At 33.6% G+C, this 26,885-nt stretch carries 33 protein-coding genes and 1 pseudogene; 7 read left to right on the top strand and 27 right to left on the bottom strand.

What is annotated here, in order from left to right; genetic code table 11:
• The first annotated feature begins 155 nt into the window (after positions 1–155).
• Positions 156–575, top strand: a complete 420-nt coding sequence (locus ACU68Y_RS02610; RefSeq protein ID WP_012291196.1) for a deoxycytidylate deaminase — start codon at positions 156–158, stop codon at positions 573–575.
• 11 nt (positions 576–586) lie between these two features.
• Positions 587–4,006 carry a pyruvate carboxylase gene (locus tag ACU68Y_RS02605; protein WP_446755451.1) on the top strand — a complete coding sequence of 1,140 codons (3,420 nt, stop codon included), beginning with the start codon at positions 587–589 and terminating at the stop codon, positions 4,004–4,006.
• 36 nt (positions 4,007–4,042) lie between these two features.
• Here the strand turns inward: ACU68Y_RS02605 and ACU68Y_RS02600 are convergent, their stop codons facing one another.
• Positions 4,043–4,447, bottom strand: coding sequence for a DUF3139 domain-containing protein (locus ACU68Y_RS02600; protein WP_060790751.1), 405 nt, complete (start codon positions 4,445–4,447; stop codon positions 4,043–4,045).
• Positions 4,448–4,577: 130 nt separating this feature from the next.
• Between ACU68Y_RS02600 and ACU68Y_RS02595 the strand changes: the two genes are divergently transcribed.
• A complete protein-coding gene (locus tag ACU68Y_RS02595) occupies positions 4,578–4,820 on the top strand; it encodes an AbrB/MazE/SpoVT family DNA-binding domain-containing protein (RefSeq protein ID WP_446755450.1) in 243 nt (80 codons plus the stop codon).
• Positions 4,821–4,923: 103 nt separating this feature from the next.
• A complete protein-coding gene (locus ACU68Y_RS02590; protein WP_154273483.1) occupies positions 4,924–5,331 on the top strand; it encodes a DUF3139 domain-containing protein in 408 nt (135 codons plus the stop codon).
• Positions 5,332–5,347: 16 nt separating this feature from the next.
• Here the strand turns inward: ACU68Y_RS02590 and ACU68Y_RS02585 are convergent, their stop codons facing one another.
• The 6 genes from ACU68Y_RS02585 to ACU68Y_RS02560 all read right to left on the bottom strand — a co-directional run bounded on the left by ACU68Y_RS02585 (position 5,348) and on the right by ACU68Y_RS02560 (position 10,077).
• On the bottom strand, positions 5,348–5,854 hold the full coding sequence (locus tag ACU68Y_RS02585) for a DUF6568 family protein (protein WP_316531976.1): 507 nt from the start codon (positions 5,852–5,854) through the stop codon (positions 5,348–5,350).
• A gap of 72 nt (positions 5,855–5,926) precedes the next feature.
• Positions 5,927–6,400 (bottom strand): thiol reductase thioredoxin, encoded by a 474-nt coding sequence (locus ACU68Y_RS02580; protein WP_316531975.1) that lies wholly within the window; start codon positions 6,398–6,400, stop codon positions 5,927–5,929.
• A 322-nt stretch (positions 6,401–6,722) separates the two neighbouring features.
• Positions 6,723–6,998: a DUF2599 domain-containing protein gene (locus ACU68Y_RS02575; protein ID WP_316531974.1), complete on the bottom strand. Its 276-nt coding sequence runs from the start codon at positions 6,996–6,998 to the stop codon at positions 6,723–6,725.
• Between the two features lie 30 nt (positions 6,999–7,028).
• Positions 7,029–7,292 (bottom strand): hypothetical protein, encoded by a 264-nt coding sequence (locus tag ACU68Y_RS02570; protein WP_446755449.1) that lies wholly within the window; start codon positions 7,290–7,292, stop codon positions 7,029–7,031.
• 168 nt (positions 7,293–7,460) lie between these two features.
• Positions 7,461–8,408 carry a ketopantoate reductase family protein gene (locus ACU68Y_RS02565; RefSeq protein ID WP_316531674.1) on the bottom strand — a complete coding sequence of 316 codons (948 nt, stop codon included), beginning with the start codon at positions 8,406–8,408 and terminating at the stop codon, positions 7,461–7,463.
• A 19-nt stretch (positions 8,409–8,427) separates the two neighbouring features.
• Positions 8,428–10,077, bottom strand: a complete 1,650-nt coding sequence (locus tag ACU68Y_RS02560; RefSeq protein ID WP_002838702.1) for a putative manganese-dependent inorganic diphosphatase — start codon at positions 10,075–10,077, stop codon at positions 8,428–8,430.
• A gap of 164 nt (positions 10,078–10,241) precedes the next feature.
• Here ACU68Y_RS02560 and ACU68Y_RS02555 point away from each other — a divergent pair, with 164 nt between their 5' ends.
• Entirely contained in the window at positions 10,242–10,763 is a 522-nt protein-coding gene (locus ACU68Y_RS02555; protein WP_316531673.1) for a cysteine hydrolase family protein, read from the top strand.
• A 30-nt stretch (positions 10,764–10,793) separates the two neighbouring features.
• Here the strand turns inward: ACU68Y_RS02555 and ACU68Y_RS02550 are convergent, their stop codons facing one another.
• The 8 genes from ACU68Y_RS02550 to ACU68Y_RS02515 form a co-directional block, all read right to left on the bottom strand.
• Positions 10,794–11,150, bottom strand: a complete 357-nt coding sequence (locus ACU68Y_RS02550) for a hypothetical protein (protein WP_316531672.1) — start codon at positions 11,148–11,150, stop codon at positions 10,794–10,796.
• Positions 11,151–11,210: 60 nt separating this feature from the next.
• Positions 11,211–11,633 (bottom strand): hypothetical protein, encoded by a 423-nt coding sequence (locus tag ACU68Y_RS02545; protein ID WP_316531671.1) that lies wholly within the window; start codon positions 11,631–11,633, stop codon positions 11,211–11,213.
• Between the two features lie 118 nt (positions 11,634–11,751).
• Positions 11,752–12,852 carry a tRNA 2-thiouridine(34) synthase MnmA gene (gene mnmA, locus ACU68Y_RS02540; protein ID WP_316531670.1) on the bottom strand — a complete coding sequence of 367 codons (1,101 nt, stop codon included), beginning with the start codon at positions 12,850–12,852 and terminating at the stop codon, positions 11,752–11,754.
• Complete coding sequence (locus tag ACU68Y_RS02535; RefSeq protein ID WP_316531669.1) at positions 12,845–13,933, bottom strand: cysteine desulfurase family protein; 1,089 nt, start codon at positions 13,931–13,933, stop codon at positions 12,845–12,847. Before ACU68Y_RS02535 ends, mnmA begins: the two co-directional genes overlap by 8 nt.
• A 123-nt stretch (positions 13,934–14,056) precedes the next feature.
• A complete protein-coding gene (locus ACU68Y_RS02530; protein WP_316531668.1) occupies positions 14,057–14,935 on the bottom strand; it encodes a CPBP family intramembrane glutamic endopeptidase in 879 nt (292 codons plus the stop codon).
• An 81-nt stretch (positions 14,936–15,016) separates the two neighbouring features.
• Positions 15,017–15,703 (bottom strand): ABC transporter ATP-binding protein, encoded by a 687-nt coding sequence (locus ACU68Y_RS02525; protein WP_446755448.1) that lies wholly within the window; start codon positions 15,701–15,703, stop codon positions 15,017–15,019.
• 2 nt (positions 15,704–15,705) lie between these two features.
• Positions 15,706–16,749, bottom strand: a complete 1,044-nt coding sequence (locus tag ACU68Y_RS02520; protein ID WP_446755447.1) for a hypothetical protein — start codon at positions 16,747–16,749, stop codon at positions 15,706–15,708.
• A complete protein-coding gene (locus ACU68Y_RS02515) occupies positions 16,736–17,764 on the bottom strand; it encodes an FtsX-like permease family protein (RefSeq protein WP_446755446.1) in 1,029 nt (342 codons plus the stop codon). Before ACU68Y_RS02515 ends, ACU68Y_RS02520 begins: the two co-directional genes overlap by 14 nt.
• A 139-nt stretch (positions 17,765–17,903) precedes the next feature.
• Here ACU68Y_RS02515 and ACU68Y_RS02510 point away from each other — a divergent pair, with 139 nt between their 5' ends.
• Positions 17,904–18,095 (top strand): DUF4177 domain-containing protein, encoded by a 192-nt coding sequence (locus ACU68Y_RS02510; protein WP_060790737.1) that lies wholly within the window; start codon positions 17,904–17,906, stop codon positions 18,093–18,095.
• A 27-nt stretch (positions 18,096–18,122) separates the two neighbouring features.
• Here ACU68Y_RS02510 and ACU68Y_RS02505 read toward each other — a convergent pair whose 3' ends face one another.
• The 3 genes from ACU68Y_RS02505 to ACU68Y_RS02495 all read right to left on the bottom strand — a co-directional run bounded on the left by ACU68Y_RS02505 (position 18,123) and on the right by ACU68Y_RS02495 (position 20,163).
• Complete coding sequence (locus tag ACU68Y_RS02505) at positions 18,123–18,776, bottom strand: YitT family protein (RefSeq protein ID WP_446755445.1); 654 nt, start codon at positions 18,774–18,776, stop codon at positions 18,123–18,125.
• A 459-nt stretch (positions 18,777–19,235) separates the two neighbouring features.
• Positions 19,236–19,820, bottom strand: a complete 585-nt coding sequence (gene rbr, locus ACU68Y_RS02500) for a rubrerythrin (RefSeq protein ID WP_002838770.1) — start codon at positions 19,818–19,820, stop codon at positions 19,236–19,238.
• Between the two features lie 82 nt (positions 19,821–19,902).
• Positions 19,903–20,163 (bottom strand): G5 domain-containing protein, encoded by a 261-nt coding sequence (locus ACU68Y_RS02495; protein ID WP_316448899.1) that lies wholly within the window; start codon positions 20,161–20,163, stop codon positions 19,903–19,905.
• Between the two features lie 165 nt (positions 20,164–20,328).
• On the opposite strand from ACU68Y_RS02495, the gene ACU68Y_RS02490 reads away from it, so the two are divergent.
• On the top strand, positions 20,329–21,054 hold the full coding sequence (locus ACU68Y_RS02490; RefSeq protein ID WP_012291221.1) for a YdjY domain-containing protein: 726 nt from the start codon (positions 20,329–20,331) through the stop codon (positions 21,052–21,054).
• Between the two features lie 112 nt (positions 21,055–21,166).
• Here the strand turns inward: ACU68Y_RS02490 and ACU68Y_RS02485 are convergent, their stop codons facing one another.
• From ACU68Y_RS02485 to ACU68Y_RS02445, 9 genes and pseudogenes are all read right to left on the bottom strand, one after another.
• Positions 21,167–21,784, bottom strand: a complete 618-nt coding sequence (locus ACU68Y_RS02485) for a hypothetical protein (RefSeq protein WP_316448897.1) — start codon at positions 21,782–21,784, stop codon at positions 21,167–21,169.
• 76 nt (positions 21,785–21,860) lie between these two features.
• Entirely contained in the window at positions 21,861–22,838 is a 978-nt protein-coding gene (locus ACU68Y_RS02480) for a hypothetical protein (RefSeq protein ID WP_446755444.1), read from the bottom strand.
• Positions 22,835–23,230 (bottom strand): prepilin-type cleavage/methylation domain-containing protein, encoded by a 396-nt coding sequence (locus tag ACU68Y_RS02475; protein ID WP_446755563.1) that lies wholly within the window; start codon positions 23,228–23,230, stop codon positions 22,835–22,837. Before ACU68Y_RS02475 ends, ACU68Y_RS02480 begins: the two co-directional genes overlap by 4 nt.
• Positions 23,231–23,266: 36 nt before the next feature.
• A pseudogene (locus ACU68Y_RS02470) lies at positions 23,267–23,350 on the bottom strand (PulJ/GspJ family protein); the annotation flags it as partial.
• Positions 23,325–23,648 carry a prepilin-type N-terminal cleavage/methylation domain-containing protein gene (locus ACU68Y_RS02465; protein WP_316057991.1) on the bottom strand — a complete coding sequence of 108 codons (324 nt, stop codon included), beginning with the start codon at positions 23,646–23,648 and terminating at the stop codon, positions 23,325–23,327. The gene ACU68Y_RS02465 and the pseudogene ACU68Y_RS02470, both read right to left, overlap by 26 nt.
• Positions 23,632–24,120: a prepilin-type N-terminal cleavage/methylation domain-containing protein gene (locus tag ACU68Y_RS02460; protein WP_316057990.1), complete on the bottom strand. Its 489-nt coding sequence runs from the start codon at positions 24,118–24,120 to the stop codon at positions 23,632–23,634. The genes ACU68Y_RS02465 and ACU68Y_RS02460 overlap by 17 nt, the downstream gene beginning before the upstream one ends.
• Positions 24,110–24,661 carry a hypothetical protein gene (locus ACU68Y_RS02455; protein ID WP_316057989.1) on the bottom strand — a complete coding sequence of 184 codons (552 nt, stop codon included), beginning with the start codon at positions 24,659–24,661 and terminating at the stop codon, positions 24,110–24,112. The genes ACU68Y_RS02460 and ACU68Y_RS02455 overlap by 11 nt, the downstream gene beginning before the upstream one ends.
• 73 nt (positions 24,662–24,734) lie before the next feature.
• Entirely contained in the window at positions 24,735–25,385 is a 651-nt protein-coding gene (locus ACU68Y_RS02450) for a Crp/Fnr family transcriptional regulator (protein ID WP_446755441.1), read from the bottom strand.
• Between the two features lie 144 nt (positions 25,386–25,529).
• Positions 25,530–26,873, bottom strand: coding sequence for a sodium-dependent transporter (locus ACU68Y_RS02445; protein WP_446755440.1), 1,344 nt, complete (start codon positions 26,871–26,873; stop codon positions 25,530–25,532).
• Between the last annotated feature and the right edge of the window lie 12 nt (positions 26,874–26,885).

Below are 26,885 nucleotides of genomic sequence, written 5' to 3'. Positions count from 1 at the left end.
TATAAATTCTTTACTTAGTCAAGCATACAACTTACGACACCATAATTTTTAGTTGTGTTTTTTTGTGTGCTTTTGTCGCTTTTCAGTTTTTCTTTTTTTGCTTTTATGATAATATTAAAGGTAAAGAAATTTTTAAATGATGATGAGAGGTCAATATGAGAAAATCTTGGAATGAATATTTTATGGATTTGGCATTGAATGTTGCGACACGTAGCACTTGTGACAGGGCATTTGTCGGTTGTGTGTTGGTGAATTCCGACAACAGGATTGTATCGACAGGTTACAATGGTGCTATTAGTGGCAATCCTCACTGCGACGAGGTTGGTCACACTTTGCGTGACGGACATTGTATTGCTACGATTCACGCAGAGATGAATGCTTTGTTGTATTGTGCGAAAGAAGGAATTGCTGTGAAGGGTTGTATTTGTTATGTGACTCATTTTCCTTGTTTGAACTGCACGAAATCTTTGATCCAAGCAGGAATTAGCAAGATTTATTATCACGAGGCTTATCGTGTAGATGATTATGCGATTGAATTGTTAGACCGAAATAATATTGAATATGTCCAAATTTAAAGAGGTGTAATATGGATAAAATAAAAAAACTTCTAGTGGCAAACCGTGGCGAGATTGCTATAAGAATTTTCAGAGCTTGTAGTGAGCTTGGAATAAGAAGCGTTGCGATTTATAGCGAAGAGGACAAGACTTCCCTTTTCAGAACAAAGGCTGACGAATCGTATTTGATAAAGGATGCGGCATCTCCTTTGTCGAGTTATTTAGATATCGAAAAAATCATTGCGATTGCAAAATCCAAACACTGCGATGCGATTCATCCGGGTTATGGATTTTTGAGTGAAAATGCAGAATTTGCTAGACGTTGCAAGGAAAACGGAATAATTTTCGTGGGTCCTGACGAATCAGTTCTACATAGTTTGGGTGACAAGGTCCAATCGAAGTTAGTTGCCAAGAAAGCCGGCGTACAAACTATCGAGGGCGTGGAAACTCCTATCAGAAATAAAAATGAAGCATTAGAAATCGCAAACCAAATCGGCTATCCAGTTATGGTAAAAGCATGTGCTGGTGGTGGCGGACGTGGAATGAGAATTGTCGAAAAAGAATCTGATTTGATGAGCTCTTTCGTCAGCGCGCAAAACGAATCCAAGAAGGCTTTCGGCTCAGACGATATGTTTATCGAAAAATACATCCGCAATCCAAAACATATTGAGGTGCAAATCATAGCCGACAATCACGGAAATATTCTTCACTTATACGAGAGAGATTGTTCCATTCAAAGACGTCACCAAAAGGTTGTGGAATTCGCTCCTGCATTTTCAATTTCTGAAAAGACAAAAAACGAACTTCACAACGATGCCATCAAAATCTGCAAAGAAGTTGGCTACACAAACGCCGGTACTGTAGAATTTTTGGTGGACGAAGACGAAAATCACTATTTCATCGAAGTAAACCCAAGAGTTCAAGTAGAACACACAGTTAGTGAACTTATCACTGGAATAGATATCGTTCAAACTCAAATTCTGATTGCAGACGGCAAAAGTTTTGATTCAGATGAAATAGGAATTTATTCACAAGACGATATCCACACGAATGGTTACGCAATTCAATGCCGTATCACGACAGAAGATCCTGCGAATAATTTCATGCCTGATACTGGCAAGATTGATTTATATCGTACAAGTTCCGGATTCGGCGTGAGACTTGACGGTGGAAATGGATTCACAGGCTCAGTAATCACACCATATTACGATTCGCTTTTGGTTAAAATCACTGCCTTCTCCAGAACATTCAACGACACAATCAACAAAGCAATCCGTGCTTTGAGAGAAACGAAAATCAGCGGTGTGAAGACAAATATCGGCTTCATCATCAACGTTTTAAACACAGAAGAATTCCACAAGGGAACTTGTGACACGGGATTTATTTCCAAAAACCCTGAACTTTTCGACATCAAACCATCAACTGATAAAGAATTAAAAGTGTTGAATTTCATCAGTGAACGCTCCATTAATAACGACAAAAAAGATTACAACATTCCACAAATTCCAGAATTTACCAAGACAAATTCTACAGGAACCAAAGATATTTTCGAAGAAAAAGGTGCCAAGGGACTTAGCGATTGGATTTTGAACCAAGATAAACTTCTAATCACTGATACTACACTAAGAGATGCGCACCAATCATTGATGGCGACACGAATGAGAACAAGAGATATGCTTCCTATCGCAGAAGCTACCAATGAATTGATGAAGGACTTGTTTAGTTTGGAAATGTGGGGTGGCGCAACATTTGATGTAAGCTACAGATTTTTGAAGGAAGATCCTTGGATTAGACTACAAGAACTTCGCAAAAGAATTCCGAACATTTTATTCCAAATGTTACTGCGTGGAAACAACACCGTAGGATACAAAAATTATCCAGATAATGTCGTAGTTAAATTTGTACAAAAAGCTGCAGAAAACGGAATCGACGTGTTCAGAGTATTCGATTCGCTAAACTACATCGATGGAATGAGACTTGCGTGTGACAGCGTACTTGAACAAGGAAAAATCTTGGAAGCAACACTTTGCTACACAGGTGACATCTTGGACGAAACAAGGGACAAATACACACTAGAATATTATGTCAAAAAAGCAAAGGAACTAGAATCCATCGGTGCAAATATTATCGCCATAAAAGATATGAGCGCACTCTTAAAACCATACGCCGCAACAAAATTAATCTCAGCATTGAAAAACGAAATTTCTGTTCCAATTCATTTGCACACACACGACACCACAGGAAACGGAGTCGCTACAATAATCAACGCTTGTGAATCTGGAGTTGATATAGTGGACACTTGCTTTAACTCAATGAGTTCACTCACAAGTCAACCTGCACTCAACTCAGTCGTAGCAGCTCTTGAAAACACGCCACGTCAAACGGGAATCAGCCTTTCAAACTGTGACAAAATCAGCAACTACTACAAAGACGTTCGCTCATACTACTCACAATTTGAGAGCGATTTGAAAAGTGGTACAACAGAAATTTATCGCTACGAAATTCCTGGAGGACAATATTCCAACCTCAAACCACAAGTAGAATCGTTCGGACTTGGAGAAAAATTCGACGAAGTAAAATTAATGTACAAAAAAGTCAACGACATGCTTGGTGACATCATCAAAGTTACACCATCATCTAAAATGGTCGGAGACATGGCTATATTCATGGTGGCAAATGGACTCACTCCTGAAAACATCTACGAAAAAGGCAAAAACCTCGACTACCCAGACTCTGTAATATCATTCTTCAAAGGAATGATGGGACAACCTGAAGGTGGATTCAACGAAAAATTACAAAAAATCGTATTAAAAGATGAAAAGCCAATCACAAAAAGAGCTGGACTTTACATCGACCCTTTTGATTTTGAAAAAGACAAGAAAGATTTACAAGACAAATACAAAATGGAATTCGACGAAAAAGACATCATATCACACGCACTTTATCCAAAAGTATTCGAAGAATACATCGACTACCGAAAAACAAAAGGCAACTTCACTTACATGGACACTCCGACATTCTTCGAAGGAATAAACGAAAAAGAAACAGTCGAAGTTCCAATAGAAGAAGGCAAAATCCTCATCATCAAACTTATTGAAAAAGGAAGATTGGAAAAAGACGGCTACATAAACTTCACTTATGAAGTCAATGGAAACAGACGTGAAGTCAGAGTGTTCGATGAATCTGCGAAAATCACTGAACGTGAAGAAGACAACCTATCAGTAGCAGATCCTAACAACGACAAAGAAATCGGAGCATCAATTCCAGGAAGAGTCGTAAAAGTTCTTGTCAAAGAAAACGACAAAGTATCAGTCAACGACCCATTGGTAGTAGTGGAAGCCATGAAAATGGAAACCAACATACTATCCAAATCAGAAGGAATTGTAAAATCAATCCTAATCAAAGAAAATGACACCATCGACACAGACCAACTTCTTATAGTTTTGGAATAAAAAAATGGATTGTAGAGTAAAATCTACAATCCATTTTTATTTTTTGAAATAGTAAATGCTTTCTTTCAATGGTTTATATTTTAATGTAGCAACTTCCTCGTCACTAATATACTTGTACACATCATCATATTCTTTCTTACTAATGTTCAACGACATGTTGTCTTTTTTCAAGTTATATCCATATTCAAACCTATAATTTTCCAAATCTTTTAACACAACCCAATAAACATAATCGTCCGTTTTTGTGGATCTGAAAGCCCTCACACTTTTGATATCACTTCTTGGGATTTTCTGCATATCCATGTACTTATACATCCTGTCAAAACCAATGTGCCTGTGCACAGGATATTTTATAATTAAATTGATACAAAATATAATTAGACCTGCCCATAAAACTAGTTTCAATATTTTTCTAAAGTTTGTTTTTGTTGTTTTTTGCATCTTTATATCTCCTTCGTGTCTGTATTATAATTATACTATTTTTTAATTACTGAGGAATATTAAATGACATTCAAAAATTATAAAAAAAAGTATATACTATATATTAATAATTTAACGTTTGGAGGGAATTATGAAAACCAAATTATCTAAGTGTGGAGATTCTCATGTGTTGCAAATTCCAAGGTCGATTTTGGATGTTTTAAATTGGAAAGATGATGATATTTTGGATTTAAAAATTAAGGATAACAAACTAATAATCGAAAATTCGTCTGATGATGAAATGAATATTGAAGATTTATTTGAAGATTTTAATGGTCAATATGAAAAAGAAGATATTGATTGGGGAAAAATGATTGGAAAAGAAGTATGGTAAGCTAACAATTCTAATAAATAAAATAATAGAAAAAAATCTTTTCATACCTTTTCCTCCTTTGTATTTTATAGTATAATAATATCATAGAAAGGAGAATAAAGCAATGAAAAAGAAAATGTTTTCTATAGTCAAAATACTACTAATATGTCTTGTAGTATTTGTAGCTATAAAATGGATTATAGCTGTTCCCGTTCAAAGACATTATGGATACAAAAAGTTGTACAAATACATGGAAGTTCAAGGGATAAAAAAAGATAACATAAAAGAGATAAAGGCGATAAAAGATTATATAAAAGGAAACCAAGTATACAGAGTGCAGATAAAAGATCCTGCGGATTTTACTCTTGTTTATATTTATGACGATTACCCAAATCCTGGTAAAATGGAATTAAGTTCTATTGAGTTTCAGTCGAAAGATGATTTTAAGAGTCTGAGCTCTGAAGAAATGCAAAAATTTAAATATCCTCCTCTAGATGATGATTGGGAGACTAAAACAATAAGCCATAACTAAACGTTATGGCTTATCCTTATTTCTTATCAAAAAACTTTTGTAGTTCTTCTGGTGAAGTCCCCACTTTGTCGTCGATGTTCATTCTGTCAGTGATTTTTCCGTCTTTTACTCTGAACACTGCCGGGACTGTTTTGAGGTCGTTGTCGGTTCTGAATTTCTTCAAATCTTCTGGAGATTTTTTGATTCCAGCGACACTATCTATGTAGTAGATTTCATATTTGGATACGAATGGTTTGAATACTTTTGAAAACTTCTGACAATCTGGGCATGTTTTTCTTCCAAGATACACTGTGATTTCTTTTCCGGCACTCACTTCATCAAGTTCTTTTACTTTGATTTCCTTGACGCCTTTGATGTTTTGTTCGTACTCTTCGATTTTCTTTTGTTTGTCTTCTTCTGTGGTTACGTTTTTGGATTCAACTCCTGTGGCTTTTTTTGCTTGTTGGTCTTGCTTTTGGTTGCAACTTGCAAATAATACCAACATAAAGCTCACGCAAACGATTAATTTGATTTTGTTTTTCATATATTCCCTCCTGTTTTTTATTTTATAAAAAATGAAAGCAGAAGATTTATTAATCAATCTTCTGCTTTCATTCTATTTCAAATATTCTAGTATATCTGAAGGTAATACAGAATCATTTATGTCCATTTTGCTTGTTACTTGATTGTCCTTACACTTAAATAAAGATGGTACAGTTTTCAAATTATTCTTTTCTCTAAATTTCTTTAAATCATTAGGAGAATCATTTAAATTTGTAATACTATCTATATAATATATAGTGTAGGATTTCGAAAATAATTTTAGCTTTTCTGTAAATAAAATACAATGTGGACATGTTTTTCTTCCCATATATACTATAATTTCTTCATTTCTATTAATTTTCGACAAATCAGATAATTCTATTTTTTTTAATTCTTTTATGTTTTCGTCATACTTCGAATAAGCTACTGAATCATCATATTCAATAACGTAATTTTTATTATATGTTCTTCTACTAAAAATTAAGCTTACAAGAATAAGAGTAACAAAAATCACTGATATTATCAATAAATTATCTCTTTTTTTCATTTCTTATACTTAAGATATATACTTAAGATAATAGAAATCAAAGTGATAATCATTAATAAAAATGTTCCAATTAACATTATATTACTTAGAAATTCATTTCCTTTAAATGTTCCATCTCAAAGTAAAGTTATCGTAATGTCCATCATTAGACTTGCATAAATCATAGCAACGCTAAGTACAATTAAATTTAATATTGATTTTTTTTTAGTATTTTTTGTCATAAAAATCAGATTTATTATGCTAGCTATTAAAAAAAACCTATTGCAATAACGTAATTTCTAGTTATTTCATAGAATTTAAATTCGCTCATAAAAGTTTACTCCTAGTTACATGTGAAAGAGTTTATTGAAGTTTTCCATGGTTCTAAGTTCCATTCTTCTTCAATTGCCGCATAACCTAACCTGGCATGACAATAAAATTGTTTCTTCATCATACTAGTATTGCGCCAATAAGAGCTTCCATGAAACATTGCATATGTTGCATTCCATCCGTTATTTTTGTCATCTGCTGTCCAGTAACTCTTTTTATTTTTTAGTGCTAATGAAATTCCATCACTTCTATTTTTCCAGTAACCAGTATAGAAGAATCTGTTAAACATAGCCTTATATTTATCTCCAATTGTATCGCCTTAATTACCAGCACTATCACTATAATAATAAGGATTTATAGTTTCCGGTTGTTTACTGTTATAGAGTATTTCATCTTCTAGCTGTTTATCTGCTATCTTTTCTAATCTTTTCATCTCTTTTGTATCATTTTTTTCTACGGCTTGTTCATAGGCTATCTTCAATTCATTAAAATTATCAAACTCACCATAGTTAGAAGCTGCAAATCTAGACATTCCAAATAACGCAACCATTAAACAACATATTATTAAAAAACGTTTTTTCATAATGTCCCTCCATGCATCTGATTTGTTATTATTATAATATCATAATTTTATATTAATTTCAATTAATTAATATTTATCGATTATATAACGATCTTATAGTAAGAAAACTAAAAAAATATCAGAGTTTTTCTTTAATAAAACTCTGATATTTATAATTATGCAAACAACTTAAAACATATTTTCGTAGTTGTTCATTTGAACCATTGCTAATCTGTAGATTGTTTCATTAACTGGTGCTTCAAGTCCAAGTTTTTTCGCTTGTCTTACGATTGCTCCATTCAAGAATTCTGCTTCAGTTTTTCTGTGTTTTTGTGTGTCTTGTGCTGCAGATGGCAATATGTCTCCGTATTCTTCGAACGCATCTGTGACGTATTTTCTGAAAAGTTTGTCGCCGTCGAAATTGTAGCCCAATTTGTCAGTAACGGCTATGAATTCGTCTGAGATAGCTTTTAAAATTGCTACGGAATTTTCGTCAGTTCTAGTGTATTTTGTGGACAAATGCATTACTGCGCAAGGTAGGTTGTAGATTGCGTTGATGTATAATTTTCTCCACATAATTCTGTCTACATCTGGATTTAATTCTGTTTTGATGTCGTTCATGCTGAATGCTTTTTCGATTTCGTGGAACAATTTATCGTCGTGGTTTTCATTGATAGCGCCAAATATAACGTTGATTTTGTCGCTATCGTATCCTGCGCTGATAACTCCTGGTTCTTCGATAGATGCAGATATGAACATAATTCCTTGTGCGATGTTTTCTTCTTTGATGTATTTTTTCAAAATGTCGACGTTGCCGATACCATTTTGAAGTGTCATTACGACTGTGTGATCTCCCACGATGTTCATATTTTCAGTCAAAATCTTTTCTGTGTCGTATCCTTTTACAAGGATTACAACGACATCTTGAACTTCCAAATCTTTTGAAGATGTACTTGCAGATGTTACTTTTACTGTGCTTTCGCCGCCAGTTCTGTCGATAATTCTGATTCCATCTTTTCTGATTTTGTCCATGTGAGCTTCATATGGATCCACTAAATTGACTTCGTTACCAGGAGATTCGATTGCTTTTGCAAGCATACAACCCATTGCTCCTGCCCCTAAAATTGTAATTTTCAATTTATCTCTCCCTTTCAAATTAATTCTCTTGGATATATTTTAACACAGCTTGGTTAAGTTTTGGGATCATTTGTTTTTTTCTTGAAAGAAGACCCTTTGCCAAGAATGAATTGTTGTCGATTTTAGTATCGAAGGCTCCTGCTAATTGTTCTTGGAACATTCCAGAAACCAAAACTTCGCTTTCTTCTCTGAAGATATCTGTAAGAATTAGTACAAATGTAGCTTCTTTCTTGTCGTTTCTAATTTTGTTCATTTCTTCAAGTAAACTGTCTTTGATTTTGCCAAGATTATCCAAATCCATTGAGAAGATTTGTGCTACTCTGCAAGTGTATGATTCGATGTTGAATGTCTTCACATCAGTGTTCAACAAATCTGCTGGTGATTTTCCTTCTAATGATGTTCCTGCTTTGAACATTTCCATCGCAAATTCTTCTGGGTTGATGTTGGCGATTTTTGCCATTCTTTCCAAAATCATTCTATCTGTTTCAGTTGCAGTCGGTGATCTGAACAATAATGTGTCGGAAATTATCGCTGAACACAACAATCCCGCAGTTTGTCTTGTAGGAACAATTCCTTTTTCCAAGAACATTTTGGAAAGAATTGTACAAGTTGATCCAACAGGTTCATTTCTGAAATAAACTGGGTTTTGTGTAGCGACGTTTGCAACTCTGTGGTGGTCAATGATTTCTGTGATGTCGCAGCATTCCATATCATCAACTGATTGGTTTCTTTCGTTGTGATCCACCAAGATTAGTTTTTTCTTTTCTTCATTGATAACGTGATATCTGGAAATATTTCCCACAACTTTGTTTTGATTGTCAACTACCGGATATGATCTGTATCTTGTCTTGGACATTGTGTTTTTCACATCTTCAACAGTGTCTGTCAATGAGAAATTAACGACATCGTCTCTTGTCATGACGTAATTTACAGGAACAGATTGTGGAAGAAGACGTGCTGCCATGTATGTTTGAAATTCCGTAGAAATTACTATTATGTCTTTTTGTTTTGCTTTTTCTATCAATTCATCTGATAATTTATTGCCACCAGTAAGTATAATCATGGACACATTCTTATCTATCGCATCTACTTGTGAGTCTTCTCTGTTACCTAAAATCACGATGTCATCTTCTTCCAAATACTTCGCCATTTGTTTTGGATCCATCGCTCCTACTACCATTTTTCCGGACAATGCCCTATCTTCTGCTGGAATATTCAAAACATTCGCTCTCAAAACATCGATTATGTTTTCCACTGGAGTTTCTGAGTGGCGAAGGATTTGATCATCCCACACTTCCATGTAACATTTTGTAATATCAGAAATTGACACAACTCCAAGAAGTCTTTCTTCGATGTCGATTACTGGCAAACTAGCGACGTTTTTTTCTTGCATAATATTAGTCGCTTTGTAAAGGCTCGCGTTTTGGGACACGCATGTTGCCACATCGAAGTTCAAATCCTTGACTTGTGGCTTCATAGAATCCATGAACGTAGGCGCATCCACCCCGAAATAATCCAACACGAATTGAGTTTCCCTGTTGACATCGCCAAGTCTTATAGCTTCGACGTTTTCTTCTCCAGTTCTCTTCTTCAACTCTTGATAAGATAACGCCGCGCAGATAGAATCTGTATCAGGGTTCTTGTGCCCAGTTATATATATTTTATCCATATTTTCTCCTTCATAAAAATCAACCAAACATTATTTTTCTGCCGATTGATTATTTAATTTTATTTTCCTAACCTTTATGATTATATACCAATCTTTTGATAATTTAAACACTTATTGTAAAAAATTTTGTATTTGCGATATAATAACTTAAAGGAGTGACTTAAATGGATAAACTTTTAATCGTAGTAGATTTTCAAAATGATTTCGTAGACGGAGCTTTGGGATTTGACGGAGCAGATAAACTTGAAGATAGAATCTGTGACAGAATCAAAAAAGCAAGAAAAGACAATGAACAAATCATATTCACATTTGATACTCACGAAGAAAATTATTTGAACACACAAGAAGGCAAATTTCTTCCAGTAGAACACTGCATCAAAGGAAGTAACGGACACAAATTATACGGAAAAGTAGCAGAATTAGTAGAAAAAGAAGACATATTAATTGAAAAACCAACATTTGGAAGCATTGAGCTTTGTGATTACTTAAGAGAACACCAATTCTCAGAAATAGAATTGTGTGGACTTGTATCCAACATCTGCATACTTTCCAATTCAATATTGGCGAAAACATTCAACCCAGAAGCAACAGTCATAGTCGACAAGAACTTGACTGATAGCTTCGATGAAAAATTAAACAAAGAAACATTCGACATACTCAAAGGAGTACAAGTCGTAGTAAAGTAAAATAGCAGCCATGGCTGCTATTTTTGTTTGTTATTTTATATTGTCGTCTGAATAACCGATTGATATGTTTTCATTGAGGACGTATTCTTTGGCTGCTTTGTAGTCTTGGTTTTTGTTGAATTCCAATAGCTTATCTTCGTGTTGTTTGGTTACGTCTTTGCCATCTTGAGACAATACCAAATGTTTTTCGTCCTTGGCAAACTTTTCTAATGTAGCTTTAATTAAGGTATCGTCTTCTTTTTCGGGATTTTCCTTAACGTATCTTTCAATTATTCTATGAGTGTCAGCATCGTCAGCCTTTGTCATGTTAGTTAAAAAATACGCATTACACACAAGTGATATTGCAAAAAGTATTGCCACAATTGTAAATCTCTTATCATTTTTCATGATACTCCTCCTTTTGTGTAAACCTTTCTATTAAACTTAAACACCTATCCCAAAATATTTTTACAATTTATTGTATTCTTTTGTTAAGTTATCTCTCAACATTTCAATATTTTCCAAATATTCATACGTTGAATCGTACACTTGATTAATTTCTTTTCTGATTCTCCAATCTGTAAATGGGTTGTCGAACACAATGTCTAGCATAAAATCTTTCATTGAATACAAATCACCGAAGTCTTTCAATTCCACGTGAATGTCCGACAATTCTTTTTGCAATCTTAGTGACAGATTTTCGATTAAGTGAAGTTTGCTTTGAGCTTTTTCCATTTTGCTTCTTTTGAAAAAACCAATCATACCATCGCCAAATATAAAATCTGCCATAGCCCAGTTTTTCACCGATTTCAAATCGTTAAGTACATCTTCAAGTTTTATTATTAAATCGTCACACACATCAATTGCTTCTTTTATTTCTTCTTTTTGCATAGTCTACTCTCCTTCTTATACAATATTTACCACAAATATCGTCAATTTATTCACTATTTGACATATTGTAATAATTCAACCAAAAAATCCACCAGATTTTACAACCTAGTGGACTGTTTTATACCATTAATTTTTTATCTCCATTGTACACTTCATCTATTATCGCAGATCCTATGCACACTTCGCCGTCGTAGAACACCGCTGCTTGTCCTGGTGTTACGGCTTTTGTGTCGTCATAATTGACTTCTACATGAGTGTCGTCGATGAATTTGACGTGCGCTCGGATGTCTTTTTGTCTGTATCTGAATTTCGCTGTGCAATCAAACTCAATTCTATCCAAATGATTTAGCGATGTTTCAAATTGACTTGCGTATAATTTGTTGGAGTACAATAGTGGGTTGTCTTCTCCTTGGCATACGATTAATTCATTTTTCTCCAAGTTTTTTCCGCACACAAACCACGCTGCTCCGTCTCCGCCAATTCCAAGCCCTCTTCGTTGACCGATTGTGTGATACATAAGTCCGTTGTGTTTGCCCATTATATTTCCATCGACATCTACGATGTTTCCTTGTTTTGCTGGTAAATAATGTGACAAAAATTCATTGAAGTTTCTCTCTCCGATGAAACAAATTCCCGTAGAATCTTTCTTGTCAGCCGTAGCCAAATTGTATTTCTTCGCTATCTCACGCACTTCTTTTTTTTGAAGTTCTCCAACTGGAAACATTACGTTTTTGATTTGGTCTTGTGTCAGTTGGCTTAAAAAATACGTCTGATCTTTGTTATTATCAAGCCCACGAAGTAGCTTCACTCCGTCATCTCCTCGTTCGATTCTAGCATAGTGACCTGTCGCCACATAATCCGCGCCTAATTTCATCGCAAAATCCAAGAACGCTTTGAATTTGATTTCCTTGTTGCACATTATGTCGGGATTAGGTGTTCTGCCTTTTTTGTATTCGTCCAAGAAATAAGTGAACACTCTGTCGTAGTATTCCTTCTCAAAATTAATCGAATAATAATCAATGCCGATTTCATTCGCAACAGCGACCGCATCCTTGTAATCTTCTTCTGCCGTGCAGACGCCATCATCATCTGTCTCGTCCCAATTTTTCATGAAAATTCCCACGACATCATATCCTTGTTGTTTCAACAAAAGTGCCGCCACTGACGAATCCACGCCTCCACTTATTCCTACTACTACTTTTATTTTCGAATTATCCATTGTATTTTCCTTTTTCGTACAAATCATTTAACACATTTACTGCTTTCAATATTTCTTCTTCTGTATTTTTAAATCCAAAGCTAAACCTCACCGAATGTTCTGCCCTTTGTCCGTCGTACATATTTTCAATCACATGTGAATTCGTGATACTACCTGCAGAACAAGCAGACCCCGCCGACACGCACACCCCGTGCATATCCAAATAAGTCAACAAGAAATCATTCTTCTCAAAAGGAATGTACAAGTTCAAAATATGAGATGCAGAATTATCCACGTTACCATTAATTTCGTAATCAAATTTGATATTTTCAATGAAAGTCTTCTTCAAATTTGCAATATACTCACGTTCTTCGACAGATTTTTGCAAAGATTTCTCCAAAGTAAATGCCCCCATCACAAAAGAAGTGCCACCTCTTCTGTAATTTTCTTGCTCACCTGCATAAATCAGATTATCCAAATCCTTCCTTATATACAACACCCCAAATCCGTTGAGTCCTCCTAGTTTGTGTCCCGAAAACGACAACGAATCGCAGTGCAAATCCTCAACGTCGACATCCACATGACCCACCGATTGAGTCGCATCGATATGATACCAAATCTCCGTATCCTTCAAATATTCTCCAAGTTTTTTCACAGGTTGAATAGCCCCTGTTTCATTGTTTACATGTTGAAGAATAATTAGCTTTGTATTAGGTGTGATATTTCGAATGATTTCATCGCAATCAACCACACCGTTTTGTTGTGCATCTATCAAAATTACATTAGATTTGTTGTGATCTAGTGGATTCAAAATAGATGGATGCTCTATTTGCGATGTGATAATATCGTAATTCTCATCAGAAAAATTATTGATAATATAATTGTTGGATTCGCTCGCACCGCTTGTGAACACAATCCTATCATCCGTAGTATTCAAAAACTTCGCAATCTCATGACGGGAATTCTCCAAAGTCTTCTTCGCGAGTCTTCCCATTTTGTGAATACTATCAGCATTCGCATCAAAATCCATCATATTATTCATAATATATTCAATAAGCTCCACCCTCTTCAAAGATGTCGCCGCATAATCGAAATAAATCATAATCTAACCTCACTTACATGCTATTATACTATAGTTTTTCAACAAAAAAATCAACATCTGATTACAATAAACAAAAAACCTCAATGCGTATTTACACATCGAGGTTTGTCGATAATTTCAAATCTATTCTTTTAAATCTTCGTAATTCAAATGTCTAAGTCCTCGTTTCTTCTTGAAATCCCTCAAGAAAACAAACATCAAAACCATGCACACAAGCATTACAATTCCAAAAATCGAAGCAAAACTTTGCACCACGGCCTCATTCGAAGAAATAACCATGCTGAAAGTGTTGTTAATCATATGAAGAAGAATGGATGCGTAGATGGATTCCGTGTAGTAATACACTGCACAAATTACAATCCCTCCGATTAATGCATACGCTCCTTGGAACAAATTAAAATGGAACACTCCGAACACAATCCCATTCAGAATAATCGCCCATTTATAAGGAAGAAGTCGTTCGTTTTCTGTGAACAAAGTCCCACGCAACATCAACTCCTCTGAAATCGGAGCGAAAATCGTAATAGCAAGAACCGACAACATCATATTGCCCTTCATCAATTCTTCAGATGCCTTGTTGTAAACTTCAAGGCTTGCTACAATTTGTGGGAAAAATTTGCCCAAATACATCATCAATGCAACAGTAATATTGATAAGACCAATAAGACCAATTCCCACCACGAAAAGCTTCACGATTTCTGAAAAAGAAATCTTTCTTTTCTTTAAGTAATCCCTATTGTATTTCGTTTGAAAAATCTTCGTTCTAAATTTAATGATTAAAAGGAAAATAATAATCCTCAGAATTTGTCCACATAAAAGAAAAGCCGCCCCGTTTTTCACATAAAAATCTTGGAAATTACCATCAAATCCTATAAACTTGGCAACAACTCCTCCAATCACTCCAACAACAAGCTCTGGAATTACGAACAAAAGTAAAAGGATAACTCCTTGTAAAATCGCAATCAAAAGATTAGAAAATTTTAGTTTTTTTGTATTCTCCATAAAAACCTCCAGTTAATTATATATACCCAAATTTTCTTGCAATAAAAAAATCAAGCACAAGGCTTGATTTAATCGTTAAAATTATTCTCCAATTTTGTGAAACTTTCCATCTTCCAGTTCATATTCCACAAAATCTTTGTTTTTCAAATTATCAGTCAAATACTTGTCGTGACTGACAACTACGATAGTTTTTGATTTTCTTTTCAAAACTTCGATATATTCTATCAGCTTGTCCTTCATTCTCAGATTAAGCGTGTTCGATGGCTCATCCATTAAAATAACAGACGGCTCATTCACCAAAGCTCGTGCAATGGTCACTTTTTGTCTTTCCCCACCTGATAGATACTTTACTTTTTTGTTCAAAATCTCCGTTATTTCAAATTCTTCGCTAATCTCTTGAATTCTTTTTTTCCTATCAGCTCTCTTGTATTTCGATGAATAGATTAATGGTATGAGAATATTATCGTAGGTAGTCTCTGATTCTATCAAATTGTATTCTTGGAAAATAAACCCAAACACTTCATTCCTATATTTAGACATATCTTTTTCGTTAAAATCTACAACTGATTTGGAATCCAGAATATAATCTCCTGAATATTTCCTATCCAATAATCCCACAATCTTCAAAAAAGTAGTCTTACCTGCTCCGTTTTCTCCTGAAATAATGATATTGTCCCCATCGTTTATATTCATTTCAGCATTATCCAATACAAGAAGTTCTTCACCATTTGTGTTGAATTTTTTGGTCAAATTTTTTATTTCTATCATAATCAATCACCTATCAAATCAATCAGATCGCTTCTTTTCAAAATCAAATACATAACTATTTCTAATATCAATATACATAAAATCATGTAAATAAACGCCACTACCGAAAAAGTATTAATTGCAAATCCATTTAATACGAAAAGCAAACAGAATGCTGCAACATTTACTAAAACTACGAAAACGGAGTTTCGTGCCATAATATCCTTGGTTCTAGCTCCTGATAAAATGTGGATTTTATATTCTTTTTGTAGGCTTTTTAGCATATATTTGAAGAAAATCACAAAACCCAATATTGTTATCACAGTCATAATCAGACAATACGGAACAATGTATTTGAGGATGTATGTATTTTCATCGTCGTCGTGTTTTTTATTTGTATTATTAATGACCATTAGCTTGTTGTCGTCGAAAATCTTCTCAAATTGTCTGTCAATGCCTCTATTTATCTCATCTTCTGAAAACTTTGCATTCTCAATTAAACCAATTACTTCCCCATCTCGAAACTTGTAGCCACTAACATTTTTATATTTATCGGATTTTATTTCCAATAATACTCTTTTATCATAATCAATAGAGTATTTGATTTCTTGATTCATCATATCATAGTCCATCGCATCATGAGAAACCACTTCAAATTCCGCCTCATTCTTCAAGTCAGTCACATTTTTATTATCAACTAACCAAAAAACTCTGCTACTAGTGTTTTTGTTGAGTTTTCCATACAACACAAATATACCTGTATCGCAATTTCTACAAAGTGATGAATTCGTAGTATAAGTGTGCCCGTTTTTTGGAAATATATCGTCCAGTTTTTTTCCATAAGTATTCGAATAATCGTATCCCTTGTCATCAGTTGTCTGTAACACAACAGCGCTATATGAAGGCTGTTCACTTAATTGAAACTTCACAAACGTATTTCTCAAATAAGCATCTGTTGCAGATTCCACAATTGTTCCCAATGAGAAAATTAAAAGCAACATCAAACAAAACACAACTTTATTTCTGAAAACATCCATTAGTCCTAGTTTAATATTATCTCTTATCATACAAGACCTCTTTTTCAAACTCATTGTAGCTGAGTTTAACTCTTAAAGCACTCAAAATCACAGTCAATATTATTAGAATAATCTGCAATTGCAATATAAGATAAATCGTGATTTTGTTTTCATTAATAATTGCAAGATATCCATACGTCAACGCTGTTGATATTGCACATGTTATAAAACTATATCCAAGTGCTTTTTCAATGAACATCTTCATGATGTCTTTTAGTTTTGCACCAAAATTTGCACTTACAATTACGAATTTCTTGTATTTGTTCAAAAACATCCACAATGAAATTGCATACATTGCCACAGCCATGACCGTGCTATTAGTAATAAACTGAGCATACACCTTGTATTCTGGATATGATTTTATTAAATCCCTCAAAGTAAGCTTATCGTACATTTTGATTTCTTTTCTCTTGTATCCGATTTTTTCAAGAGAATCTGCAATCGATTTCAATGACTTATTATCACTGGAGTCTATGTAAAGCGTTGAAATGTTTTCTGGTTTAATTGTGAATAGATTTCTCACTACATCGACTTTTCCATCATTAGCAATGTCAGATTGAACATCAAACATATTAATTATCTCAGTATGATACTTTTCTTCTATTTCTTTTTTATCATAATCCGATATTTTCCCTTCTACAAAATAACTCACTGGATATATCAAAATAGACACGTTATTCTTGTTTTGGTAATCTTCTTTTGAAAAATACCTAAATGTAGTTGCATCAATTATTTTTGTAGAACCCATATAGTATTTCATCACTGGATCATATATTGCAACATCTTTGGAGTTTTTTATTTCAGCTACAACTGATATATTTTCATTCATATTAAGAAAGTCAAGACTATGATTATTATTGTTTGATTCAAAAGCTATAAATTTGTCACTCATAAAATAAGGAGAAGGTTTTCTGTTGTTTCCATATAAATAATTAAATCCAAATATCAGTATCGAACTGGTCAGAAATATCAATAGGATTATTATTTTATTGTCTTTAAATCTCATATCCCCCTCCTTTGATTTTGCACATCGTTTTCTTAACCCGATTATACATCTTATTATAGTATTTGTAAATCATTTGATATATTATTTTAAAATTTTGGGTAATAATCTATTAACAACAAAATAAATTGAGGAGATTATTATGAAACAAAAATACGAATACAAATACGTTGAAGTGAGAACTTGTGGATTGGCATCAGATGATTATAAAAAAATCATAGATGATCATGCCAAGGAAGGTTTTAGGTTTGTGACTACTATCAATAAAACCAAAATCGGTATTGGAAACAATCCTAAAATCGAATTGGTGTTTGAAAGAGAATGTGAGCAATAAAAAAATCAAGCACTAGGCTTGATTGTTTTAAGCTTTTGATATGGCTTGATTTGCCATTTTGATTTCTGGATTTGGTAGTTCTACTTCGAATTGTCCTATCAAAAATGATGATATTACAGTTGTCAAAAGTGAGAACATAATTCTGTCAACTGGAATGTATAAAAGTGACAGTGCCAACACTGTTATATCCGAGAACAAATACGCTAATGATATTTTGAGTCCCGATTTTGTGGAAATCGTCATTGCCAAGGCGTCGTCTCCACCTGCTGCTCCACCTTCACTTACTACAAGTCCGCATCCCAATCCGATGCAGATTCCTCCGACAATACTTGCTAACAATGGCACATCGTACATACTTGGTAACACCGGCCCAATAATATTGAAGAATTTCGCAAATACTGCAAATGACATTGTGGCTACGAAAGCTTTCTTCACAAAATCAAATCCCATTATTGAAAATCCAAGAACGTAGCAGCTTAAATCTAATACTACAGATGTTATTGATTGATCAAATCCGAAGACTTTGTTCAAAAACAACATCATTCCAAGCACTCCGCCCTCTGTTACTCCTGATTGTTTATGTACGTTCACTACTGCGAACGCCATTATTGCGCATCCTAAAATTATTTTTATTAATCCTTTTTTAGTTAATCCGAAAAATTTTAGCATTCTACTAAGCATTTTATCTTCCCCCGTTTAGAAATTTAGGAAGTTAAAATTGACCACGAAAAAAAGACTGCGGTTCAAGTTTAACTTGCCTTTGCAATCTCTGGTTTTGATGCTTTTTTGTTTGCTGATTTTTTCTTGTAAAAACTCTGAACCTTATTGTTCTTTTTAGCCTATAAGAGTATCACATCAGATCCTTTCCAGGCTCTTTATCGAGCAATAGTCATCAGATAAAAACTACCAAATATTTATTTGGTACCCATAGATAAATAATTACAGTGATATTGTATACCACTTTTTAATAATTGTCAACTTTTTTAGTGAAATGTTGGAAAATTGTGTGAAAAATTTTGGTATGATTTGTGTATTGTTTACACTTTCGCTTTAATATTTGAAATTTAAAGCGAGAATGATTTTTCTGAAAAATAAAAAACCTCAAAAGCTATAAAACTTTTGAGGCTTAATTGTCTAATTTTAATAAGTTTCTTTGAAGATTTCGAAGAATCCTTGTGGGTGATCACATGCTGGGCATTTCTTAGGTGCTGTTTTACCTTCGTGAATGTAGCCACAGTTGTTGCATTTCCACAAATAAACTTCTTCTCTTTCAAATACTTTTTCTTTTTCGATGTTTTCTAATAATTTTCTGTATCTTTTTTCGTGAGCTTCTTCAACTTCTCCGATTTCAGTGAATACGCGTGCGATTTCCTTGAATCCTTCTTCTTTCGCAATCTTGGAGAATTCTGGATACATTTCAGAGTTTTCGAAATGTTCTCCTTCTGCTGCAGATTTAAGGTTACTCTTAGTGTCTCCTAAATGAACTGGGAATCCTGCTTCGATTTCTATTTCAGCGTCTTGTAAATCTTCACTCAAAAAATTCATGAATCTTTTTGCGTGAGCCATTTCATTTCTTGCTGTTTCTTCAAATATCATAGAAATTTGAACGTATCCTTCTTTTTTTGCTGTTTTAGCAAAATATGTATAACGCATATTTGCTTGACTTTCCCCTGCAAATGCTGCCATTAAATTAGTAGCTGTTTTTGTACCTTTTAAGCTTGCCATAATATTTCCCCCTTGTAAATTTGAATGAATTTAACAATTCATTTCTAATATAACTATACCACAAACCAAGAATTTTATCACATTATATATCTGATTTTTGGACATTCAAATCGTTAATAATTCCTTTTGTTCCGACTTTTATCACTGTTGGAGTGCCTTCTTCGATTATTTCTTCCTTTTTAATAGTAGGCTGTCCGTTAATATCTTCGTAGTACAATTTTTTAATAGTAGGAGTTCCTTTTTTTATTACAATTTCTTCTCCTTGGCGCATATTATTATCGTAAACTTTTTCAATCTTAGGATTTTCTTCTACAATTGCCACGTCTTCTCCGTATTTTTTCACGCTCATCACCTCATTTATTATTATACCGTAGATTTCATTTATTTACTCAGCTTATAAATAGTATGTTATTTATTAGATATTGCAATAAATGAACGCTGAAAACTATGATAAAATATAGCTATAATATTAATAGGAACAAAACAAATGAATAATTAGAGAAAAGAGATGACTTTATTGAAAAAATTTAAGATTTTGGCATTATTATTAATGGCAAGTTTAGTTTTTGCAGGATGTTCTAAGGAAGATAACAAACAAGCTTCTTCTACTGAACAAAAAACTGAAGAAAAGAAAGAAGAAAAAACTGAACAAAAAACTGAAGAAAAGAAGGAAGAAGCACAAGAACCAACAGCTGATAATCCTATGATTGTTGACGAAGCTAAAAAGCAAATCAAAGTTTATGCTGAAGTTAATGATAAGTTCAAAAAAGAAAGCACAATGCATGCTATCGTAGCAAAATCTGGTAAGAACAACGAACAATCTATGTTTGTATCATATGCAAACCAAAATGATTTGTATGATGCATTGGAAAAAATCGGTGCAAAACCAGGTAACAACGTTACTATGGAGAACATGGGAAAAGAAGCTGTTAAGGGTGATAAGATTGATCTTACATTCAAATTCCAAGGTTCTGACAACGAATTAGGAATTAACGATGTTATCAAAGATTCTTCAGGAAAAGAAATAGACATCAGATTTGGTGGTAACCAAAAACCAGCAAAAGATATGAACACAGGTTGTATGACATGTTTGCAAAGTTGTCCTTTGGGAATAACTTCAAACGCATCACAATTAATTGGAGCTGACGAAAAAGACGGAGTTAAATACACTTTGGCTGATTCAGTTCCAGCTGATAAAACACCTGTTGTTATCACATACAAATTAGCTAACTAACCATTTCATTTAAAATTCTCTATTTAAAAAGGTAAGCTTTTTACGGCTTACCTTTTTAATTTTTGTGTAGAATTTGTATTCAAAAAAACGCCCACATTTGTGAGCGTTGGTTTTATAAGAAAACTATATTTGTCGCTTCTATCCAATCGACTGCTATGTTGTAGATGAAAAGTCTTACAAATCTCAATCCAATGTAAAGTGACATGAATGTGATGATGATGTACGGTAGTTTTTCAAATTTGAAGTTTTTGATGTTGAGTCCTATGAAAAACATCAATATCACAAATGCCTCAACGATTACAATGTAGACTCCAAATGGATAAATCGCCATCGAAATTGCAGCTTGTAACATCACCAAAAGCAATACGTTGTATTTCTCGTCTTGTCTCCAATCATCTTTGTCGAAAAATATGTTGGCTATTCGATAAGTTATTTTGAATTTTAAAATCGCAAATAGAAATATGAACACACTTCTTATCGCAAAATAAATGTAGCCTACAAGATAGTTTCTTCTGATAAATGAGCTAATGTCAAAGCTTGAATAGTAGTCCAAGATTACTGTGACTACAAATGCCAAAAGCCCCATTTTAAATACGCCGTTTTTAGTGTTTTTGAACTTATTTATTGGTAGCTCCAATGTCTCTCCCATAAACTCAAAAATCTCGTATACGATATCGAAAAACTCAGATTGTTTGCCTTCCATATCGTCAACTTTTTTAAATTTATTCATAAGCAAACCCTCCCTTTTCGCTTATCATATATATATTATACATCATTTCGAAGTAGAGTTTCAATCATTCTATCGATTATTCATAATAACTACCTGCAAACTCGTATTTTTTACTCTTGTATACTTTTTTGTCTTCTGTAAAATTGATGTCTACTTTTTTTGTTGACAGATATTCTCCTTTTACTTTGTAATCATAAGCTTGTGCATTTTTCAGTATTAATATTCCATTTACTGTAATTTCAGGGTTTTTCCCACCTTTTTTATTTGCCACATAATACACATTGTTCTTATCTATGAAAACTCCGTCTATTGTGACGTCGTTAAATATCGTGATATCGTCAGCATCAACCACAATATTTGTCCTTATTGTGGAATATTCTACTAATTTACTCAGGAATTGTTCATCCATTTCAATTTTTGCATCTTCATCTCTTTTTTCAAAAATATTTTCGTCATCATTTTCCACAACTTCTTCGTTGTTTTCCTTCGATTTTTCTTGTGCGTATTCTTGATATTTCTGATCGACGATATTCTTGTCAACAAAATACGTTTCGTTGTTCACTGAAAATACAAAACAATGTTTTATTCCCAAACTTTGTCTTCCTTCTATGATTTCCGGCAACAGTTCTTCAATTTTTTCTTCTGGAATAATTCTTTTTTCAAATGGATTTTTCCTTTTATACACCATTTTCGTTATCACATAAGATCCATTATTGTCCGGATAGTAGCTCATAAACGAAAAAACTTTCCTGTCTCCGCCCTTTTCCTCATAAAAATTGACGTCAGATCTTGTTTTCTCTGGAATTTCTTCTATTTGAATTTTAAATGTATCTTTTGTGAAATTTCCGTTCAGTTTTTCATCAAAAAGTTTTCTTTTATTGATGATTTGTACTATTGAATACGCATTCGCCTTGGCTTTTATGTAGTTGTACTTGTAGGTGTTGAGTGTTCTGATGTTTTTCACTTGAACCAACAAAAACACAATGACAATCATCAACACGAATATCATGTAGAGTGCGTAAATTGTGATGTAGGCTCTCGATTTTCGTTTCATTTTTCCTTATCTCCAATGTAGACCACGAATTTCTTCCCATTTTCTTCCAAATAAATGTAGTTGTCATCGTGACTGAATGAAAAATCCTCGGCGTTGTCTTTGAGTTTATTCCTGTAAATCCTGCCATTAGGGCCATGCTCTTTTAATTCATCAAAGCTTAGAAAATCCGTAAATGCAAACCTGATGATTTTGTCGTTTTCTTTGGTAAAATACACGTAATTTTGTTTGTCGTCAATATATTTTACCAGGACAAATCCCATCGATTGATTGAAATGAGTCCAATTTGGCTGTGCTATTATAACACGGCTCGATCTTTCGATTTCTTTTTTTATATAGTATGCACAGTGGTCGACATCGTCAACTTCGTTTTTCATATTTGCGCTGGAGTTCATAATTTTAAAATTTGTATTAAAAGACAGGAAAATCACGCCCAATACGACTGAAAATATGAACAAACTCACCATAACTTCAAGCAACGTGAATCCACTACTTTTTTTTGTAAAATGATACATCTTTCGCAATATCTCCATTAACTACTTTTACATTTACCCTGACTAAATCTCCCACATCATCTTTCGTGACAAAAACCTTGGAATTTTCGTTCACAATTGAAGAATCGACATCATCGTGTGCTTTCAAATATTCCACGCAATTGTCCAAATCTAATAGCACGATGTTTTCTGTGTAGGATTTGTCTTGCATTGCAATCACGTTTTTTAATTGTGGATAATACACGACAACACATAAACTCACCAAAAACAGCGCAAACAAAACTTCAAGCAGCGTGAATCCCTTATTTTTTAATCTCATCTACATTCACTCTCCCAGTCGCTATGTAACAATTTATCCTGTATTTTTTGTTTGTTGTTATGTAGTAAATAGTTTGAAAACGTGTTGAACCTGCCGATTTGGAAATTCTCGCATTTAAATTATCGAAACTAAGAGCATTCTCCTTTCTGTCATTAGTTGTCTGAATTTCTCCGTATTTCAAATCTCTTGTCACTGTAAAATATGTTGTTGTAGTATCAGTTGTTGTAGTATCATAAAAAGAATAAGATTTTTTGTCGAATTTAAAATTGATGCTTCTTCCCGAATTCATCGCCACACTTCTCGCAGTTTTCAAATCACTTATAAGAGTATTGATCTCTTTTCTGGATGCCACATTTGTTTTGAAGTCGTATTTTAAAACGCAAGTCATTACCACAACGGAAATTATGAACAGACTCACCATGACCTCTATTAAACTGAATGCTTTTTTTCTCGTTTTTAATTTAGAAAACATTTCCCATCACCACATACAACAAAAAAGATGACCAAATCACAGGAACAAATGCAATCTCATCGTCCTCTTCTTTTCTTATAATATATATCAAGGCTCTGATTCCACTTATGATCCCAAGATAAAAAATGAAATTGACCAAATCTGTGAGACTTTTGCTCATACCAAGCCCCAAAATAATCAGACAATCCACCATTCCCATAAATCTTTCTTTGGTGAAAAAATTGACAATTACGGGAATTAATAAAATCAGAAAACTTTTCACGAAAAAGCTCGAAAACACAGAAACAATAACACTACAAATTATGAAAAACAAAATATTTATCCAGTAAACTTCGTTGGTTATGAAATCGTCAACCATCATGTCGCTACAGCCAAGTAAAAGCGCAAAATCAAAAATCGTACTATTCTTCGAAATTCTAAAAACACAATACAAAAACACCGAAATTAACACAAACACACCAATGTTTTTAATGGATAATCTCTTCAAATACAAATCCATCAAACACTTAGCTATCAACATCACAACTATTATAGCTTCCATATTCTCCTCCATAATAATATTATAGTATATTTTTAGCTAATAAACATTTTGTTTTGTTAATTTCGGTGGGTGATTAGTCAATAAATTTAAGTAAATAATCCCTGTCCAAGACACGAATTTCCATGCCTTCTATGTAAATCGCCTTGTCATCTGCAAACTTCTTCAATTCTTGATTCAAGCTTGGTCTGTTGACACGTAAAATATCTGCAAGCATCGTCTGTGATGTTGGTAGCTTCAAATAATCTACTTCTTGCAAATGGAGTATCCAATAAGCTAGTCTTTGCGATACTTTTGAATATTGTGTTGCTCTTATCACAAGCTTGTTGAAGCAAGTGTATTCTGCTACAAATTTCAATATGTTTTTCGTTAGGACAATGTCTGTGTCCATGATTTTCTCGAACTCTTTTAGTGGCAAGAAATACACTTTCGTTTTCTTGATAGCATACACATCGTAAGGAAATTTTCTGGTGTGTCCAAAATACAAGTAAAATGGAAAAGCATCCCCCGCAAAATAATATGAGGACACTATTTCCTTTCCATTTATTGTGTATTCGCACGCCTTCAAACAACCTTGGTCGATAAACATTGCATAATTTAAATCTTCATCTTTACCAAGAACCTTATCACCAGATTCATAGTTTTTCGAAAAGAAATCCAGTTTAAGCAATTCGTTCTGTGATCTCTCCGATATATTATCGAATAGTTTAAAGTCTAATATTTTCATTTAAAACCCTCTTCTCTTAGTTAAATTCTAACAAAAAAAGTTTTCAATGTAAATCAATTAACGAATGTTTTTATAACCTAAAATACCAGAATTAGATTGGTATCTAACTCTGGTATTTTTATCAAGAGATATGAAATTGTTTTATTAGAATATTCCCAATCCTTTAAGGAATATAATTATTAAAACAAAAGGTAATAAATATGATACATATTTCAAAACCTTAGGCACTTTTATAGAATTTGCACCGTTGTTTACATCTTCTCTGAATACATCAAATTTCCATTTGAATAATGTGTAAAGTATCAACGCAATTGCGCCAAGTGGCATCATGATATTTCCTGATAGGAAGTCTGCAAAATCGAACAAGTTTCTGCCCATTACTGTGACTGTTTTTAGTATGTTATGTCCGAATATTGTTAACAATCCTACAACAAATATAGATGTTAATGCGTAGATTACGCCTTTTTTTCTGTCAATTTTAAGTAATTCAGTAAATGATGAACTTACTGGTTCCAAATATCCTAATGCAGATGATAATGCTGCAAAGAACATCAATAAGAAGAACAATACTCCGAAAAATCTTCCGAATGGTAAATTCATAAATACGTTACTCATTGTTACGAATAATAAGTTTGATCCAGAATCTGGTTGTAATCCTAGTGCAAATACTGCTGGGAATATTGCAAATCCAGCGATAAGTGCTGCTAGTGTATCAAATCCTATAACCATTAATCCGTCTGAAGGTATGTCTGAATCTTTGTGAAGATATGATCCATATACAAATGCACCACCACTTGCGATTCCTACTGAGAAGAAGCATTGTCCTAGTGCTGCTAGTATAGATTCTGCATTGATTTTCGAGAAATCAACGTTCATATACCATTTAACACCTTCCATTGCATTTGGAAGAGTGATTGATCTAACTACAACTGCTATTAGCATTATGAATAATGCTGGCATCATAAATTTACAAGCTTTTTCCAATCCGTCGTTTAAGTTTTTAGCTGAAATGACACCAATTATGATTGTACAAATCAATGTAAATATTAAAAGTGTCATTGGAGAATCCAACATTTTTGCGAAGTTTTCAGTGTACTGTGTTGCTGTAAATCCTGTCATTTCTCCTGTAAGCATCTTTACAAGATAATTTAATATCCAACCCATTATTTGAATGTAATAAGTTAGAATGAAAAACGCACTCAATACGCCAAGCCAACCGAAACTTACCCAAGGACTGCCTTTTTTAGTTAGCTTTCTCATACCTAAAATTGGACTTGCTTGCGCTTTTCTACCAAGTGTAACTTCCATGTAGAATAGAGGTATCCCAATGAACACGCATATTAATAGATAAACTAATACGAATGCTCCCCCTCCATTTGTACCAACTAGATATGGAAATCTCCACACATTTCCCAATCCAATGGAAAATCCTGCTGCCGCCATTATATATCCAAATCTACTATTCCAATTACCTCTATTGTCGCTCATAATTACACCTCC

This window comes from Finegoldia sp. P1-F-LS (assembly GCF_052932205.1).
The sequence above is the reverse complement of the archived record's forward strand: the minus strand, read 5'-3'. Positions and strand labels throughout refer to the sequence as shown.

Bases quoted from the DNA above. Each gene is read 5' to 3' on its own strand.
- ACU68Y_RS02610 (WP_012291196.1), top strand. From the start codon at position 156: ATGAGAAAATCTTGGAATGAATATTTTATGGATTTGGCATTGAATGTT.
- ACU68Y_RS02605 (WP_446755451.1), top strand. From the start codon at position 587: ATGGATAAAATAAAAAAACTTCTAGTGGCAAACCGTGGCGAGATTGCT.
- ACU68Y_RS02600 (WP_060790751.1), bottom strand. From the start codon at position 4,447: ATGCAAAAAACAACAAAAACAAACTTTAGAAAAATATTGAAACTAGTT.
- ACU68Y_RS02595 (WP_446755450.1), top strand. From the start codon at position 4,578: ATGAAAACCAAATTATCTAAGTGTGGAGATTCTCATGTGTTGCAAATT.
- ACU68Y_RS02590 (WP_154273483.1), top strand. From the start codon at position 4,924: ATGAAAAAGAAAATGTTTTCTATAGTCAAAATACTACTAATATGTCTT.
- ACU68Y_RS02585 (WP_316531976.1), bottom strand. From the start codon at position 5,854: ATGAAAAACAAAATCAAATTAATCGTTTGCGTGAGCTTTATGTTGGTA.
- ACU68Y_RS02580 (WP_316531975.1), bottom strand. From the start codon at position 6,400: ATGAAAAAAAGAGATAATTTATTGATAATATCAGTGATTTTTGTTACT.
- ACU68Y_RS02575 (WP_316531974.1), bottom strand. From the start codon at position 6,998: ATGTTTAACAGATTCTTCTATACTGGTTACTGGAAAAATAGAAGTGAT.
- ACU68Y_RS02570 (WP_446755449.1), bottom strand. From the start codon at position 7,292: ATGAAAAAACGTTTTTTAATAATATGTTGTTTAATGGTTGCGTTATTT.
- ACU68Y_RS02560 (WP_002838702.1), bottom strand. From the start codon at position 10,077: ATGGATAAAATATATATAACTGGGCACAAGAACCCTGATACAGATTCT.
- ACU68Y_RS02555 (WP_316531673.1), top strand. From the start codon at position 10,242: ATGGATAAACTTTTAATCGTAGTAGATTTTCAAAATGATTTCGTAGAC.
- ACU68Y_RS02550 (WP_316531672.1), bottom strand. From the start codon at position 11,150: ATGAAAAATGATAAGAGATTTACAATTGTGGCAATACTTTTTGCAATA.
- ACU68Y_RS02545 (WP_316531671.1), bottom strand. From the start codon at position 11,633: ATGCAAAAAGAAGAAATAAAAGAAGCAATTGATGTGTGTGACGATTTA.
- mnmA (WP_316531670.1), bottom strand. From the start codon at position 12,852: ATGGATAATTCGAAAATAAAAGTAGTAGTAGGAATAAGTGGAGGCGTG.
- ACU68Y_RS02535 (WP_316531669.1), bottom strand. From the start codon at position 13,933: ATGATTTATTTCGATTATGCGGCGACATCTTTGAAGAGGGTGGAGCTT.
- ACU68Y_RS02530 (WP_316531668.1), bottom strand. From the start codon at position 14,935: ATGGAGAATACAAAAAAACTAAAATTTTCTAATCTTTTGATTGCGATT.
- ACU68Y_RS02525 (WP_446755448.1), bottom strand. From the start codon at position 15,703: ATGATAGAAATAAAAAATTTGACCAAAAAATTCAACACAAATGGTGAA.
- ACU68Y_RS02520 (WP_446755447.1), bottom strand. From the start codon at position 16,749: ATGATAAGAGATAATATTAAACTAGGACTAATGGATGTTTTCAGAAAT.
- ACU68Y_RS02515 (WP_446755446.1), bottom strand. From the start codon at position 17,764: ATGAGATTTAAAGACAATAAAATAATAATCCTATTGATATTTCTGACC.
- ACU68Y_RS02510 (WP_060790737.1), top strand. From the start codon at position 17,904: ATGAAACAAAAATACGAATACAAATACGTTGAAGTGAGAACTTGTGGA.
- ACU68Y_RS02505 (WP_446755445.1), bottom strand. From the start codon at position 18,776: ATGCTTAGTAGAATGCTAAAATTTTTCGGATTAACTAAAAAAGGATTA.
- rbr (WP_002838770.1), bottom strand. From the start codon at position 19,820: ATGGCAAGCTTAAAAGGTACAAAAACAGCTACTAATTTAATGGCAGCA.
- ACU68Y_RS02490 (WP_012291221.1), top strand. From the start codon at position 20,329: ATGACTTTATTGAAAAAATTTAAGATTTTGGCATTATTATTAATGGCA.
- ACU68Y_RS02485 (WP_316448897.1), bottom strand. From the start codon at position 21,784: ATGAATAAATTTAAAAAAGTTGACGATATGGAAGGCAAACAATCTGAG.
- ACU68Y_RS02480 (WP_446755444.1), bottom strand. From the start codon at position 22,838: ATGAAACGAAAATCGAGAGCCTACATCACAATTTACGCACTCTACATG.
- ACU68Y_RS02475 (WP_446755563.1), bottom strand. From the start codon at position 23,230: ATGAACTCCAGCGCAAATATGAAAAACGAAGTTGACGATGTCGACCAC.
- ACU68Y_RS02465 (WP_316057991.1), bottom strand. From the start codon at position 23,648: ATGAGATTAAAAAATAAGGGATTCACGCTGCTTGAAGTTTTGTTTGCG.
- ACU68Y_RS02460 (WP_316057990.1), bottom strand. From the start codon at position 24,120: ATGTTTTCTAAATTAAAAACGAGAAAAAAAGCATTCAGTTTAATAGAG.
- ACU68Y_RS02455 (WP_316057989.1), bottom strand. From the start codon at position 24,661: ATGGAAGCTATAATAGTTGTGATGTTGATAGCTAAGTGTTTGATGGAT.
- ACU68Y_RS02450 (WP_446755441.1), bottom strand. From the start codon at position 25,385: ATGAAAATATTAGACTTTAAACTATTCGATAATATATCGGAGAGATCA.
- ACU68Y_RS02445 (WP_446755440.1), bottom strand. From the start codon at position 26,873: ATGAGCGACAATAGAGGTAATTGGAATAGTAGATTTGGATATATAATG.